Here is a 15,220-nt window from a genome sequence, read left to right as displayed (position 1 = left end):
CAGATCGTATCAGCCGCCAGCCTCGACATACTGGCGAGTCAGCTCGGCCGTCATCATCTCCCGCATCCTGAATTTCTGCAGCTTGCCGGTCACCGTCATGGGGTACTCCTCCACGAAGCGGATATAGCGCGGCACCTTGAAATAGGCGATGCGGGCCGAGAGGAAGTGCTTGATCTCCTCCTCGCTCGCCACCTGATCCGGCCTGAGCTTGACCCAGGCACACACCTCCTCGCCGTAGCGTTCGCTGTCAACGCCAAACACGGCCGCATCCTGCACCGCCGGGTGCTCGTAGAGGCGCTCCTCGACCTCCCGTGGATAGATGTTCTCGCCACCACGGATGATCAGATCCTTGATGCGCCCAACGATCTGGACATACCCCTCTTCATCCATGATGCCGATGTCCCCGGAGTGGAGCCAGCCGTCATCATCTATGGTCTGCGCCGTCTTGGCCGGATCCTGCCAATAGCCCTGCATCACCCCATGGCCGCGACAGCAGATCTCCCCCTTATCACCGATGGGGACCGTCTCGCCGCTCGCATCGACCAGCTTGATCTCGGTGTGGGCGAGGGCACGGCCCACCGTGGTCACCCGCTTGTCCAGCGGCGCATCGATGGCGGTCATGTGATTGATCGGGCTGCACTCGGTCTGACCGTAGGCAATGGTTACCTCGGTCATGTGCATCAGACTCTGGACCTTGCGCATCAGGGGTTCGGGGCAGATGGCCCCGGCCATGATGCCGGTGCGCAGGGAGGAGAGATCGAAGCTGGCGAACTGTGGCAGCTCCTCGCTCACCATCTGCAGGGTTGCCACCGGGTCGAAGGCCTCCGACGGAAACAGGGCGCAGGCCCCCACGCTGATGCAGACCAGATTGCCAAGCACCATGCCAAAGCAGTGGTAGAGCGACACCGGGATACAGAGCTTGTCCTGCTCGCTGAACGCCATGCCGCTCGCCACCAGTCGCGCATTGTTGAGGATGTTGCGATGGCTCAAGGTGGCCCCCTTGGGGTTGCCCGTGGTGCCCGAGGTGAACTGGATATTGATGGCATCCTCCGGCTTGAGGCTGGCGCTAATTCGGTCCAGGACAACGGGATCCACTCCCTCCCCCAAGGCCTGCACGGCATCAAAATTCAGCATGCCGGGGGTCATCTCTTCCCCGAGCCGGATCACCATCTCCAGGGTTGGCAGACGGGCGGCGGCGAGCCGTCCCGGCGTACTGCCGGCCAGTTCGGGGGCCAGCTCGTTCAACATGGCGAGGTAATCGCTTCCCTTGAAGGCGCTGGTACAGATGAGGGCACGGCAACCCACGTTGTTGATGGCAAACTCCAGCTCGTAACTGCGATAGGCGGGATTGATGCAGACCATGATGGCGCCGATGCGAGCGGTGGCAAACTGCACCAGGCACCACTCTATGTTGTTCGGTGACCAGATGCCGACCCTGTCACCCGGCTTGATCCCGAGTGCGAGCAACCCCTTTGCCAGTCTGTCGATCCGGGCCAGATATTCGCGGTAGCTCCAGCGGATCTGCTGGTGGCGCACCACCACGGCGGGGCGGTCTGGAAAGCGTTCGGCTATCTCTTGCAGATAAGTGCCAATGGTCTGGGATAGCAGAGGTTGGTCACAGGGACCGGTCCGGTAGCTGAGCAGTGAGGTCATGGGTGACTCCTGGCCACATGGGTTGGAATTGCCTACTGCTCGGCTGGCACGGGTTCAATTTGTTACATTAATGTAACCACCAATTCTTGAGAAGATTCACTTTGGTCTAATGTTGACCATAAAAAAACGGCCAACCGAAGTTGACCGTTTTTAGTCCGCAATGGCTGTTTTAGAACAGCAGGTGCGCCACACCGGCGATGACCGGCAGGGTCACCAGGGTGCGCAGCAGGAAGATGACGAACAACTCCCACAACTTGACCGGGATCTTGCTGCCCAGCAGCAGGGCGCCCACTTCCGACATATAGATGAGCTGGGTCACCGACATGGCGGCGATGACGAAGCGGGTCATCTCGCTTTCGATGGTGGAAGCCAGCACCGCCGGGATGAACATGTCGGCAAAGCCAACCATGATGGTCTTGGAGGCAGCCTCGGCCTCCGGCAGTTGCAGCAACTCCAGCAAGGGAACAAAGGGAGCCCCCAGCCAATTGAAGATGGGAGTGTGCTCGGCCAGCATCAGGGCACAGGTACCGATGGCCATCACCACGGGCAACACGCCAAACACCATATCCAGTGCATTCTTCACCCCTTCCCGCGCTACGGCACCGAGGTCGCTCACGCTCTCGGCCTTGGTCAGCGCCCGCTCGTAACCGTAGCTCAGCACGCTGTGACGATGCGGTACCGCCTCCTGCTTGCGGCACAGGGGAGAGCCATCGGCGTAGACATCCTTCTTCCAGGAGAGCGGCGGCAGACGCGGCACCACGATGGCAGCCACCACGCCGGCCAGGCAGACGGTCAGGTAGAAGGGCACGAACATGTGCTCCAGCTTCACCTGGGAGATCACCACCAGACAGAAAGTGATGGAAACCGCAGAGAAGGTGGTGCCGATCACGGCCGCTTCACGCTGGGTATAGAACTTGCCTTCATACTGCTTGCTGGTCAGCAGAATGCCGACGCTGCCATCCCCCAGCCAGGAGGCGAAACAGTCCACGGCGGAGCGACCCGGCAGACGGAACACGGGACGCATGATGCGGGTCATCATGGTACCGACGAACTCCAGCAGACCGAAATCGAGCAGCAGGGGAAGCAGCAGGCCGGCAAAGATGAACACGGAGAACAGTACCGGCAGCAGATCGTGCAACACCAGCCCGCCGGTGGCGCCCGAATAAAGCACCTCAGGCCCCACCTGGAAGAAGGTTAGCAAGACGAAGATGCCGCCCAGCACCCGCACGCTGGCCCAGAAGGGGGAGACATTGAACAGGCTGTTGAGGAAAGGACGGCGAACCAGGATGGCCGGTTTGAACAACCAGGCGATGATCGTCATCAGCATGGTGGTGGTGATCACGGCGCTGACCATGGCAACCAGATAGTCGGCAAAGACCAGCTGAACCAGCTTCGCCAACACGGCGACCGGGATGGTGACATTGCCTTCATAGACGACCGGCGTCATGAACAGCAGGATCCCGATGAGGGACGGGATCAAAAACATCAACAAGTTGCGGCGGGTGTTGACCGCCGGTGCTTCCAGACTCTTTTCCAACATGATGTGACAACCTTAACGTTACTTTCCTTAGCCTGGTCAACCTGCATACTCACGCATAACCCGGCAAAACGGGCGCAAGAATACTCCAAAAAAATGCACAAAAAACCTTTTTATCGGTAAATCTGCGCATAGATATTTTTACAGGAAAACCATCCATCAAAACAATCCGTTACAGAAGCGCATATCGATTCATTCGACATCGCTAGCAGATTGTTTCATTACTGTTAATTCAGGTGGGCAGTATAATCGGTTGGCCATCACAGGCAATAAGCAGCATCACAAATATATCTATTGAATCCGACTGACAGGCATAAAAAAACCGGAGCCTTCGCAGGCTCCGGTTTTTTTATGCCTGTGACGGGATTCAGTCACGGACATAAATGACTTCGACGCCATCGTCGTCATCTTCATCCCAGTCATCATCGTCGAGCCCTTCGTCGAAGGCCATGGACGCGGCCAGCGCCTCGGCTTCGGCCTTGGCCAGCTGGTTCTTGTGGTAGTCATCCCACTTGAACTCAACCTTCTCGATGGCTTCTTTCGCATCGGCTTCCAGCTGACGGGGCATGGTGTCCAGCAGATCCAGGATGTCGTAGCAGACCTTCTTGGTCCCTTCCTTGCTGATGGCGGTGATGGCGTAGACGGGCCCTTCATGGTTCAGGGCAGCTTTGACCCGATCCATCACCTCCTGAGCCTCTTCTTCCAGGATCAGGTCCATCTTGTTGAACACCAGCCAACGCGGCTTGCTCGCCAGCTCGGGGCTGTATTTCTCAAGCTCGCGGACGATGGTCACGGCATTTTCAGCCGGATCGGAACCATCGATGGGGCAGATATCCACCAGGTGGATCAGCACACGGCAACGCTCGAGGTGCTTGAGGAAGCGGATACCGAGGCCAGCACCTTCGGCAGCCCCTTCGATGAGGCCCGGAATGTCGGCAATCACAAAGGAACGGGAGTTCTCGCCACGCACCACGCCCAGGTTTGGCACCAGGGTGGTAAAGGGGTAGTCGGCCACTTTCGGACGAGCGGCGGAAACGGCGCGGATAAAGGTGGATTTGCCAGCATTGGGCAGACCCAGCATGCCGACGTCGGCCAGCAGCAGCAGCTCCAGCTTCAGGGTACGCACTTCACCCGAGGTGCCGTTGCTCTTCTGGCGCGGCGCCCGGTTGACCGAGCTTTTGAAACGGGTGTTGCCAAGACCGTGGAAACCGCCCTTGGCGACCAGCAGCTTCTGTTCGTGGTGAGTCAGATCACCCAGCAGCTCGCCGGTGTCTTCATCGGTAGCGCGGGTACCGACCGGCACGCGCAGGATCTTGTCCTTGCCGCGGCGACCAGTACAGTTGGCGCTCTGGCCATTCTCGCCACGCTCGGCTGCATGGAAACGCTCGAAGCGATAGTCGATCAGGGTGTTGAGGTTCTCGTCGGCGATCAGATAAACGTCGCCACCATCACCACCGTCACCACCATCCGGGCCACCGTTCGGGATGTATTTTTCACGGCGAAAGCTTACACAACCGTTACCACCGTCACCGGCATCGACTCGAATCTGGACTTCATCAACAAACTTCATAGGTAACCGTCACCTTAATTCGAAAAACCGATACGCAATTATAGTGGTACAGACCCCTGCGGGCGATACGCATCTTGCCAATCATGCCCTGCAGAACCGGGGTCGGCTGCGTTCCGTTTTTTCGTCAATAACATCAAAAAGACGTCAGAAAAACAAAAGCCCCGCCTGTTGGCGGGGCTTCGGATCCTTGCGGTCCGTAATTACTCAGCAACGATGCTAACGTACTTACGGTTCAGCGGACCTTTGACTTCGAACTGCACCTTGCCGTTCGCGGTAGCGAACAGGGTGTGGTCCTTGCCCAGACCAACGTTCTCACCAGCGTGGAACTTGGTACCGCGCTGACGAACGATGATGCTGCCAGCCAGAACTGTTTCGCCGCCGAAACGCTTCACGCCCAGGCGTTTAGCTTCAGAATCGCGACCGTTGCGGGATGAACCGCCAGCTTTTTTGTGTGCCATCTATCGGACTCCTCTAATTAAGCGCTGATGCCAGTGATTTTGACTTCAGTGAACCACTGACGGTGGCCCGCTTGCTTACGGTGGTGCTTACGACGACGGAACTTGACGATAGTCACTTTCTCGCCACGGCCGTGAGCCACGACTTCAGCTACAACCTTGCCACCTTCAACGAAAGGAGCACCTACTTTAAAAGTGTCGCCTGCAGCAACCATCAGCACTTCGTTGAAGTCGATGGTAGCGCCAGTCTCAACGTTCAGCTTTTCCAGACGAACGATTTGACCTTCGGCCACACGGTGTTGTTTTCCGCCGCTTTGGAATACCGCGTACATTTGATTAACTCCGTAAAGGCATGTCTTTTGCTCAAGGCCAGACATGCGCAAAAACCTATAACAATGGGCGGGCATTCTACGCAAATCGATCTGCTCAGGCAAGGCCAATTTAGCAAAAAGTTTATTTTGTGCGCATATCTGCCGCCGTGGATAAACGCTTAACTGTAACCCATTGTGAAATCGTGTAGAATCCCCGCCATTACTAAAAATCGCAGTTATTGCTGCCGTCACGTTACGAGACTTATGGACCAACAGACTATCCGTGCGCTCTGTGCCGCCGACATGACGGCGGTCAATGAACTGATCCTGGCTCGACTTCAGTCCGACGTTAGTCTGATCAATCAGCTGGGTTTCTATATTGTCAGCGCCGGCGGCAAACGGATGCGCCCCATGCTGACCGTCATGGCAGCCCGTGCGCTGGGCTACGAGGGTGAAGATCACCTGAAGCTGGCCGCCATCATCGAATTCATTCACACCTCTACCCTGCTGCACGACGACGTGGTCGACGAATCCGATCTGCGCCGCGGCCGGGAAACCGCCAACGCCCTGTTTGGCAATGCTGCAAGCGTCCTGGTGGGCGACTACCTCTACAGTCGCTCCTTCCAGATGATGAGCGAGCTCTCCAACCTGAGGGTGATGGAAATCCTGTCGGATGCCACCAACACCATCGCCGAAGGGGAAGTGTTGCAGCTGATGAACTGCAACGATCCCGACACCACCGAAGAGAGCTACATGACGGTCATCTATTGCAAGACCGCCAAGCTGTTTGAGGCCGCCACTCGCCTCGCCGCCGTGCTGACCCATCAGCCTGAGCCGGTCGAGCAAGCCATGACCGACTACGGTATGTATCTGGGTACCGCCTTCCAGATCATCGACGATGTGATGGACTACTGCTCCCAGAGCGACGACATGGGCAAAAACGTGGGGGACGATCTGGCCGAAGGCAAACCTACCCTGCCGCTGTTGCGGGCCATGGAAGTAGGTACGCCGCAAGAGCGCCAGCTGGTACGCGATGCCATTGAGCACCGCAACGGCATGGAGCATCTCGATCAGATCCTGGCCATCCTTGAGCGCACCGGCGCTCTGGAATACTCCCGCATGCGAGCTCGCGAGGAGGCCGACAAAGCCATCGCCGCCCTCGCCATTCTGCCGGACTCCCAGCACAAGCAGGCGCTGGAGACTCTGGCACATATGGCAGTGCAGCGCAGCGCCTGAGTCAAGGCTCAACCACACACGAAAAGAGGCCGAACGGCCTCTTTTTTTATCTTCGGATTCACACCGGTTGGCTTAACGTGCAAGCATCCAGAGGATCACGCCTCCGGCCACCACCAGAGAGCCGCCGATGCGGCGCAACTGCTCGGGTGGCTGCTCGCTCAGCAGGCGCAGCATCTGCTGCCAGGCTCTTGGCATCAAAAGCGGACCCAGTCCTTCAAACAGCAGCAACAAGCCCAATCCCATCAGTACAGATGTCAGCATCTTGTTCCCTTCTGCTCCCCTCTTCTGCCGCCACCACTGTGGCCGGCACCCAAGAAAAAGAAAAGGGTCTGACAATGCAGACCCTTTGCAACTACTTTTCCCAACGGCTTACTTGCTGCCGTTCGGCGACTTGAGGTAACGGAAGAACTCGCTGTCCGGCTTGAGCACCATCAGCTCATTGCCACCGGAGAAGCTCTTGCGATAGGCCTCCATACTGCGCACGAAGCTGAAAAACTCGGGGTCTTTCTTGTAGCTGTCGGCATAGATCTTGGCGGCCTCGGCATCCCCTTCACCACGCAGCTGACGGGCATTACTCTCGGCATCGGCGATCATCACGGTCACCTTGCGGTCGATGTCGGCACGCAGGATCTCTGCCTTCTCGCGACCCTGGGAGCGATGCTCACGGGCCACCGCGGTACGCTCGGCGCGCATCCGCTGATAGATGGAGTTGGAGACTTCCACCGGCAGGTTGATCTGCTTGATCCGCACATCCACTACCTTGATGCCGAGCTCGGAGGAGCGCGCCATCTTCTTCAGGGCATCTTCCATCACGGTACTACGCTCGCCGGAGACGATATCCTTGATGGTGCGGTTACCGATCTCGGAACGCAGACCGTTGTTGATCTTGCGCTTGAGCAGGTCTTCGGCCTGCAGTTTGTTGCCACCACCGGTCGCCAAGTAGTACTTGGAGAAGTCCTCGATCTTCCACTTCACGTAGGAGTCGATGATGAGGTCTTTCTTCTCGGAGGTGACGAAGCGGTCGGCCTGGCTGTCGATGGTCTGGATACGGGCATCCATCTTGCGAACCTGGTCGATGAGCGGCACCTTGAAATGCAGGCCCGGCTCATAGAGGCGCGGCTCGCCGGAATCAACCCGCTTCACCTTGCCAAACTGCACCACGATCCCCTTCTGACCTTCATCAACGATAAAGACAGAGGAGAAGCAGACCATGGCCGCGACAGCGATTGCACCAATAGCTAGCTTTTTCATCTATCAGTTTCTCCCTGAGCTGAAGCGGTCACCGCTACGCAGCGGCATTGGAGTGGAGTTGCTCCCCTCGTTGGAAACCGGCGCCGGCTCTACGGTCGGTGCCACGGTCGAGCGCTGTGGCTGGGCTACGTTCGGCTTGCCAGACAGCTTGTCGAGCGGCAGATAGATCATGCTGTTGTTGCCAGCAGGCATGTCGACCAGCACCTTGTTGGCTTGCTGGTACAGCTCTTCCATGGTTTCCAGATAGATACGGTTACGGGTCAGTTCGGGCGCAGCCTGATACTGGGGCAGCAGCTCGTTGAAGCGAGCAACCTCACCCTGGGCCTTCAGCACAATCTGGGACTTGTAGGCTTCGGCCTCCTGCTCCAGACGCTTCACCTGGCCACGGGCCTTGGGTTCCACTTCACGGGCATAGGCTTCCGCTTCACGGATGAAGCGCTGTTCATCTTCCTGGGCGGCGATAGCGTCATCAAACGCATCCTTCACCTCTTCCGGCGGACGAGCCGGCAGGAAGTTGACGTCCACGATCTGCAGACCCATCTGGTAGGGCTCGATGATGCCATCGATCACTTCCCAGGTTTCCTGACGGACCTTTTCCCGACCAGTGGTCAGTACGTCATCCATCTTGGTGTGGCCCACCACGTAGCGCAGGGCGCTGTCGGTCGCCTGGCTCAGGCTCTCGTCGGCATTGGTCACACTGAACAGGTACTGCTCGGGATTGACGACACGGTATTGCACGTCCATCTCGACCCGCACCACGTTCTCATCCTGGGTCAGCATGAAACCGGAAGCCGGCAGGGAGCGAACGGACTCGACGTCCACCGGGATCACCTGATCGATAAAGGTCGGCTTCCAGCGCAGGCCCGGCTCGACAATGTGGGAAAACTTGCCAAAGCGCAGCACGGCACCGCGCTCGGCTTCACGAATGGTGTAGAAGCCGCTGACGACCCACACCACCACGGCGACCACCAGCGCGATGGAAATACCAAAGCGGCCCACATCGCCGCCAGACTTGCCGCCACCCAGCAGGCCACCGAAACGGCGACTCACCTTGCGCAGCATTTCATCCAGATCAGGGGGCCCCTGATTCTTGCCGTTGTTCCCCCAAGGGTCACGGTCTTTGCCGTTGTTACCAGGCTCATTCCAAGCCATCAGCGTCTCCATTAATACTTGCGGATGGATATCATCTCTATCGAACCCTCATCGTTGATGAAGCCTGTCAGCATTCACCGACGAATCAATGTCTGATAAAGCGTTGTAAACTCTCACCTTCCTGTTTCACGAGGCGGTTCCAGTCGGCCACTTGCAAGCGGACTTCCAGCACAAAATCCCCCTCCTCGCTAAAACCTTCCTGCTCAATCCCTTTCAACTGATAGAGCGCACTGCGCAATCTCGCGGCAGAAGGCGGCAACTGCAGGGTGTGATGCACCATGGAGCCAGCCAGCAGCTCGGTCAGGGCCTGAAACAGATATTCACACCCTTCACCGGTTTGGGCAGACAGCCAGACGCGCAACGGGCGTCCTTCTTCATCCCGCTCCAGGCCAGCCGGACGGTCCGCCAGCTTGTCGATCTTGTTGCAGATCATCAGTTGGGGACGGTCGTCTGCTTCGATCTCGGCCAGCACCAGCTGCACGGAGCCGATATTCTCCTGCATCTGCTCATCGGCACAGTCCACCACATGCAGCAACAGATCCGCTTCGCGGGTCTCCTGCAAGGTTGCCTTGAAGGCAGCGACCAGATCATGGGGCAAGTGCCGAATAAATCCAACAGTATCTGCCAAAATCACATCACCCACATCCCGGATCACCAGTTTACGCAGGGTGGGATCCAGGGTTGCGAACAGTTGGTCGGCAGCATACACGCTGGCAGCTGTAAGTTGGTTGAACAAAGTAGACTTTCCGGCGTTGGTATAACCAACCAGGGATACTGTCGGTACTTCATTGCGATTGCGGGCGCGGCGCCCCTGTTCCCGCTGCTTGGCTACCTTTTCAAGCCGACGCAAAATCGCCTTGATGCGTTCACGCAGCAGGCGTCGGTCGGTTTCAAGCTGGGTTTCCCCCGGACCGCGCAGACCGATCCCCCCTTTTTGACGCTCAAGGTGGGTCCAGCCTCGCACCAGGCGAGTAGAAAGATGGCGCAACTGGGCCAGTTCGACCTGCAGTTTACCTTCGTGGGTTCGGGCCCGCTGGGCAAAGATATCGAGGATCAGGCCGGTTCTATCCACCACCCGGCACTGGAACAGACGCTCCAGGTTGCGCTCCTGGGCAGGAGTCAGGGCATGGTTGAAGATCACCACGTCGGCGTCCAGCATCTGGACCTGGGACGCGATCTCTTCAGCCTTGCCACTGCCGACAAAAAATTTGGCGCTTGGGGCACTGCGGCTGGTGGTTATCACCGCCAGTGCATTGACTCCGGCAGAGCTCACCAGCATCTTGAGCTCTTCCAGATCCTCCCGTTCGCCCTCATCACTGAAGTTGACATGCACCAGAACGGCCTGTTCGCCAGCTTCATAACGGTCAAACAAGCGCTTGCTCCTTAACAGGAATCATGATGAATCTGAGTTGACGAGTGGACTCGTCCCGGGATATCACGCCTCGGCGTCACCCTGTTCATCAGCACCGCCGTTGGGAGCAGGCTGGTGATGGTTGACGGCACGGGCCGGCACCACGGTGGAGATGGCGTGCTTGTAAACCATCTGGCTCACGGTGTTCTTCAGCAGGATGACAAACTGATCGAAAGACTCGATCTGACCTTGCAGTTTGATGCCGTTCACCAAATAGATAGAAACAGGAATACGCTCACGGCGCAGCGCATTCAAAAACGGGTCTTGGAGAGATTGCCCCTTAGCCATTTTTCTTTTCCTTATAGTTTGTTGTTTTTAAACATCGAATCTCAATATAACAACCTGATTATACAGGGAGTGTCAAGCCGCACCAGCGCGAGCAAGCACGCGTTCCAGATTGCCAGACTCACCAGATTCCAACCAGGTCACATCGGGCCAACCGCGCAACCAGGTCATCTGTCGTTTTGCCAATTGGCGGGTGGCAACGATGCCACGATAACGCATCTCATCATACTCTATCTCACCGTTCAGATAGTCCCACATTTGGCGATATCCGACGCAGCGAATAGAGGGCAGATCCGGTGTCAGATCGCCGCGGGCCATCAGGGCCCTCACCTCCTGTTCGAAGCCCCCTTGCAGCATTTTGTCGAAACGCTGTTCGATACGCTGATGCAGCACGGCACGATCCTTCGGCGCAATGGCAAACTGTTGCACCCGATAGGGCAACCCCTCTCCCTGTACCTGGGTCAATTCGGTGAGCGTCTTGCCGCTGATGCGGTAGACCTCGAGCGCCCGGCTGAGCCGCTGCGGATCGTTGGGATGAATGCGGGCACCGGCTACCGGGTCGATGCGCACCAGCTCGTCGTGCAACGCCTGCCAGCCGAGGCGGGCCGCCTCTTCTTCAATGCCGGCACGAATGGCCGGATCGGCGGAAGGCAGGGGTGACAGCCCCTCCAGCAACGCCTTGAAATAGAGCATGGTGCCACCCACCAGCAGCGGAATGCGGCCGCGATCGGCGATATCCTTCATCTCCCGCAGGGCATCCTTGCAAAAATCCGCCGCCGAGTAGCTCAGGGCCGGATCCAAGATGTCGATCAGCCGGTGAGGCGCCAGCGCCAGCTCGGCCGGGGTCGGCTTGGCAGTGCCGATATCCATACCGCGATAGATCAGGGCCGAATCGACGCTGATGATGTCGCAGGGCAGCGCCTGACACAGTTCGATGGCGAGATCCGTCTTGCCGGAGGCCGTCGGCCCCATCAAAAAAATTGCAGTCGGCAAGTCACTCGCCATGCTTGAACTCCTCCAGCACGGCCGCCAGCGAGAGCGGGCGCACCATGCGAACGTCTGCCAGTTGGTCAGCGTGATCGGCAACAAGTTCCGTCAGCAACCGACTGGCAGTTGAAAAATCGTATACTTTCTCGCGGCTTATCCCCTGCTCCACCAGCCATTGGCATAATACTTCAGCCTGCTGGCCGGCATCACTGTCAGATCCACCCTCGATGATTTGCAGCAATTCGGGTAACAGCCGTACCAGGTCGGTCTGACGCAGCAAGGCGGGTACCCGAGTCAGGATCATGGTGTCGCGCCCACCGCTTTTCAACTCCAGCCCCATCCGTTTGAGCAAACGCTCCTGCGCCTCCACCAGGGTCATCAGGTTTTTGGGCAACTTGAAGGAGACCGGCAACAACAGTGGCTGGGCCGCCAGCCCCTGGCCCCAGGTCTCCAGCAGCCAGTGACGCAGCAGCAGGCGTTCGGCCCGCACCAGCGACAACAGTGCCAGCTGGCCATCCCGCTCTATCAGCAGATAGGCCTGCTCCACCAGAGTAAGCGCCCGGCAACCCTGTTGTGCGGGTGGCCTGGGAGCGTCAGCAGGGGCGTTTGTCGCAACTTGTGCCGATTCGGCGATGGGCAAGGTGGTGAGCAGCGCTCCCATGCCCCGCATCGCCTCGCGGCTCGGGGGCTCGGGTGGCTGGTAGCTGCCGGCGCTTCCCGCACCTCCTTCTCGCACCTGAGACGGCGCACGGTAGTTGTGCTCGGCGCCATACCATTCGGGACGAGGCGCCTGCCCGGGATATTCGATCTGCGGAGTGACCGGCAGTTCCACCAGGGTTTCGGCCAGCGGCTCATCGGTGGCGCTACCAGCCCCTTCACGGCGCAGTGCGGTAAAGAGCCCCTGGAAGATGAAATCATGAATGAGACGGGCCTGATGAAAGCGCACCTCGTGCTTGGCCGGATGGACGTTGACGTCCACCTGGCGGGGATCCAGCTCGATATAGAGCACATAGGCGGCGAAGCGATCGGCGGGCAACAGCTCGTCGTAGGCCTGGCGGATGGCGTGGTTGATGAGCTTGTCGCGCATCATGCGGCCATTGACGTAGGTGTATTGCAGATCATTTTGCGGCCTGGCCCCCTGCGGAGTGGCCAGCCAGCCCCACAGTCGCACGTCGCTGTGTTCGCTCTCCACCGCCAGCGCATGATGCATGAAGGGCGTGCCACAGACGGCGGCAAGGCGGCGCTCCTGCTCCGGCACCGTATTGGCAGCCTTGTACTGGCGTACCACCTTGCCGTTGTGGCGCAGGATCAGGGTGACGTCGAAGCGGGAGAGCGCGATGCGGCGCACCAGCTCGTCGATATGAGCGAACTCGGTCTTTTCGCTGCGCATGAACTTGCGCCGCGCCGGGGTGTTGAAGAAGAGATCCACCACCTCCACTGTCGTACCCACCGGATGGGCCGCCGGTTTGACGGTGACGCTCATCTCGCGCCCCTCGGCCTGGGCTTGCCAGGCTTCGGCCTGCTCCGCTGTGCGGGAGGTGAAGGTCAACCGGGAAACCGAGCTGATGGAAGCGAGCGCCTCGCCGCGAAATCCCAGGCTGTTGATCCCTTCCAGATCGTCCAGGGTCGCGACCTTGGAGGTGGCGTGGCGCGACAGCGCCAGCACCAGTTCATCCCGGGCAACTCCGCAGCCGTTGTCACGAATGCGGATCAGCTTGGCACCCCCCTTGTCGATATCGATTTCGACCCGGTCAGCGCCCGCATCCAGGCTGTTTTCCACCAGTTCCTTGACGACGGAAGAGGGCCGCTCCACCACCTCCCCTGCGGCAATCTGGTTAGCCAGAATCGGAGGCAATATACGGATTGGCATCGCTGGCTCCTGCTTTATTTTTTGGGAATGTAGAGCACCTGCCCTATCTGGATTTCCCGCGATTTCAATTTGTTGATCTCCACCAGACGGGCCTGGCTCACCCCGTACCGTTCGGCAAGGCGAGAGAGGCTCTGGCCGCGGGTGACCACGTGGCGGATCATCTTCGACTTGTCGTTGACCCCGGCACTGGTGGTCGCCGAGTAGGGTTTGATCACCCCGGCGCCGGAGGCGCTGCCCACGCTGCTGACCGGTGCACCACTGTCACGCACAGTCGCCGGCATCCGGTTGGTCACTTGGGGTTGGGGAGCCGGTTTGCTCGCGGCCACCTGTCTGGGCGCCGCAGCTGGCTGGCTCGCCACGCTCTTGCCGGTCAGCATGGCCCCCTTGGTCGGGTGGGCGCGGTAATAATTGCGGATCCCCTCGAAGATGGCGCGAGCCAGCTGATCCTGATAGCTGGAGGTGGCCAGCAACTTCTCTTCGGCGTGGTTGGAGATGAACCCCGTCTCCACCAGCACGGAGGGAATGTCCGGCGCCTTGAGCACCGCCAGGCTGGCGTGTTCCGGCGCCTTCTTGTGCAGCCTCGCGACCTTACCCATCGAGCGCAGGATCTGGCGGCTGACGTCATAGCCCTCGGCACGGGACTTGTCCATCGAGAGGTCGAGGAAGGTCTGTGCCAGATAGGGGTTGGGATCGGATTCGGCCAATACCTTGCCGACCCCGCCAAGCAGTTCGCCCTGCTTCTCCTGCTTCTCCAGCCAGCTGCCCATCTCGCGGTTGGCGCGGTTGGTCGACAATACCCAGACGGAAGCACCACGTGGCGTGGAGTTATGGAAGCTGTCGGCATGAACGGACACCAGCAGATCAGCCTTCGCCTTGCGGGCGATTTCGGAGCGCTTGTTCAGATCGACGAAGTAGTCACCACGGCGGGTCAGGATGGCACGCATCCCGGGCTCACGGTCGATGAGAACCGCCAGCTTCTGGGAAACCGCCAGGGTCACCCGCTTCTCGTAGGTGCGACGCGGGCCGATGGAGCCAGGGTCTTCCCCGCCATGACCCGGGTCGATGGCAATCACCACCCCCTTGCCCTTGCCGCCCACCGGCGCCGATCGCACGGCGGCGGCCGAGCGCTTCTCTTCATAGGGCAAGTCGATCACCAGCCGATGCCCATAGGGGCCGGCCGGGGCCAGCGGGAACACCACCGGCTTGATGGCTGAACTCAGGTCCAGCACCAGCCGCAGGTCGCCCTTCTCCTGGGGCGTGCTCTGGCGCACCTTGCGCACCAGTTCACTGTTGTTCTCGACGCGAGCCAGGTTGGTGGCCACGTTCGCCCCTTTCAGGTCGATCACCAGGCGATCCGGACCGGTCAGGGTGAAGTAGTTGTAATTGGGGGCGCTGCTCATGTCGAGCACCACCCGGGTGTTGTCCGGTGATGGCCAGATCCGCACGCTCTTGAGCTGATTCGCCCAGGAGGGTAAGGCCATCAAGGAGAAAGCAATAAGAAG

Annotated in this window: 14 protein-coding genes; 1 reads left to right on the top strand and 13 read right to left on the bottom strand. The window is 59.2% G+C overall.

The window, feature by feature from the left end; all coding sequences use genetic code 11:
* Positions 1–9 precede the first annotated feature (9 nt).
* From MRK42_RS04060 to rplU, 5 genes are all read right to left on the bottom strand, one after another.
* Positions 10–1,653 carry an AMP-binding protein gene (locus MRK42_RS04060; RefSeq protein ID WP_338611788.1) on the bottom strand — a complete coding sequence of 548 codons (1,644 nt, stop codon included), beginning with the start codon at positions 1,651–1,653 and terminating at the stop codon, positions 10–12.
* Positions 1,654–1,822: 169 nt separating this feature from the next.
* Positions 1,823–3,193, bottom strand: a complete 1,371-nt coding sequence (locus MRK42_RS04055) for a YjiH family protein (RefSeq protein WP_338611787.1) — start codon at positions 3,191–3,193, stop codon at positions 1,823–1,825.
* A gap of 364 nt (positions 3,194–3,557) precedes the next feature.
* Positions 3,558–4,760 carry an Obg family GTPase CgtA gene (cgtA, locus tag MRK42_RS04050; protein ID WP_354688903.1) on the bottom strand — a complete coding sequence of 401 codons (1,203 nt, stop codon included), beginning with the start codon at positions 4,758–4,760 and terminating at the stop codon, positions 3,558–3,560.
* Between the two features lie 200 nt (positions 4,761–4,960).
* Positions 4,961–5,218: a 50S ribosomal protein L27 gene (gene rpmA, locus MRK42_RS04045; protein WP_005304202.1), complete on the bottom strand. Its 258-nt coding sequence runs from the start codon at positions 5,216–5,218 to the stop codon at positions 4,961–4,963.
* A gap of 17 nt (positions 5,219–5,235) precedes the next feature.
* Positions 5,236–5,547, bottom strand: a complete 312-nt coding sequence (rplU, locus tag MRK42_RS04040; RefSeq protein WP_005304210.1) for a 50S ribosomal protein L21 — start codon at positions 5,545–5,547, stop codon at positions 5,236–5,238.
* 243 nt (positions 5,548–5,790) lie between these two features.
* Between rplU and ispB the strand changes: the two genes are divergently transcribed.
* A complete protein-coding gene (gene ispB, locus MRK42_RS04035; RefSeq protein WP_026456013.1) occupies positions 5,791–6,762 on the top strand; it encodes an octaprenyl diphosphate synthase in 972 nt (323 codons plus the stop codon).
* 72 nt (positions 6,763–6,834) lie between these two features.
* On the opposite strand, the gene MRK42_RS04030 is transcribed toward ispB, so the two are convergent.
* The 8 genes from MRK42_RS04030 to MRK42_RS03995 all read right to left on the bottom strand — a co-directional run bounded on the left by MRK42_RS04030 (position 6,835) and on the right by MRK42_RS03995 (position 15,199).
* On the bottom strand, positions 6,835–7,023 hold the full coding sequence (locus tag MRK42_RS04030; protein WP_026456014.1) for a DUF2065 family protein: 189 nt from the start codon (positions 7,021–7,023) through the stop codon (positions 6,835–6,837).
* A 108-nt stretch (positions 7,024–7,131) separates the two neighbouring features.
* Complete coding sequence (hflC, locus tag MRK42_RS04025) at positions 7,132–8,013, bottom strand: protease modulator HflC (protein ID WP_026456015.1); 882 nt, start codon at positions 8,011–8,013, stop codon at positions 7,132–7,134.
* Between the two features lie 3 nt (positions 8,014–8,016).
* Entirely contained in the window at positions 8,017–9,165 is a 1,149-nt protein-coding gene (gene hflK / locus MRK42_RS04020; RefSeq protein WP_042070122.1) for an FtsH protease activity modulator HflK, read from the bottom strand.
* Positions 9,166–9,250: 85 nt separating this feature from the next.
* Positions 9,251–10,537: a ribosome rescue GTPase HflX gene (gene hflX / locus MRK42_RS04015; protein WP_042070124.1), complete on the bottom strand. Its 1,287-nt coding sequence runs from the start codon at positions 10,535–10,537 to the stop codon at positions 9,251–9,253.
* A 63-nt stretch (positions 10,538–10,600) separates the two neighbouring features.
* Positions 10,601–10,864 (bottom strand): RNA chaperone Hfq, encoded by a 264-nt coding sequence (gene hfq, locus MRK42_RS04010; protein ID WP_026456017.1) that lies wholly within the window; start codon positions 10,862–10,864, stop codon positions 10,601–10,603.
* Between the two features lie 72 nt (positions 10,865–10,936).
* The gene (gene miaA, locus MRK42_RS04005) at positions 10,937–11,866 is read right to left on the bottom strand and encodes a tRNA (adenosine(37)-N6)-dimethylallyltransferase MiaA (protein ID WP_042070125.1); all 930 of its coding nucleotides are present in this window, start codon (positions 11,864–11,866) and stop codon (positions 10,937–10,939) included.
* Positions 11,856–13,718 (bottom strand): DNA mismatch repair endonuclease MutL, encoded by a 1,863-nt coding sequence (gene mutL, locus MRK42_RS04000; RefSeq protein WP_042070127.1) that lies wholly within the window; start codon positions 13,716–13,718, stop codon positions 11,856–11,858. The genes miaA and mutL overlap by 11 nt, the downstream gene beginning before the upstream one ends.
* A 14-nt stretch (positions 13,719–13,732) precedes the next feature.
* A complete protein-coding gene (locus tag MRK42_RS03995) occupies positions 13,733–15,199 on the bottom strand; it encodes an N-acetylmuramoyl-L-alanine amidase (protein ID WP_223380415.1) in 1,467 nt (488 codons plus the stop codon).
* Positions 15,200–15,220 lie beyond the last annotated feature (21 nt).

This window comes from Aeromonas sp. 19NY04SH05-1 (genome assembly GCF_040581895.1).
In the GTDB taxonomy this organism is placed as follows: Bacteria; Pseudomonadota; Gammaproteobacteria; order Enterobacterales; family Aeromonadaceae; genus Aeromonas; species Aeromonas enteropelogenes.
The sequence above is the reverse complement of the archived record's forward strand: the minus strand, read 5'-3'. Positions and strand labels throughout refer to the sequence as shown.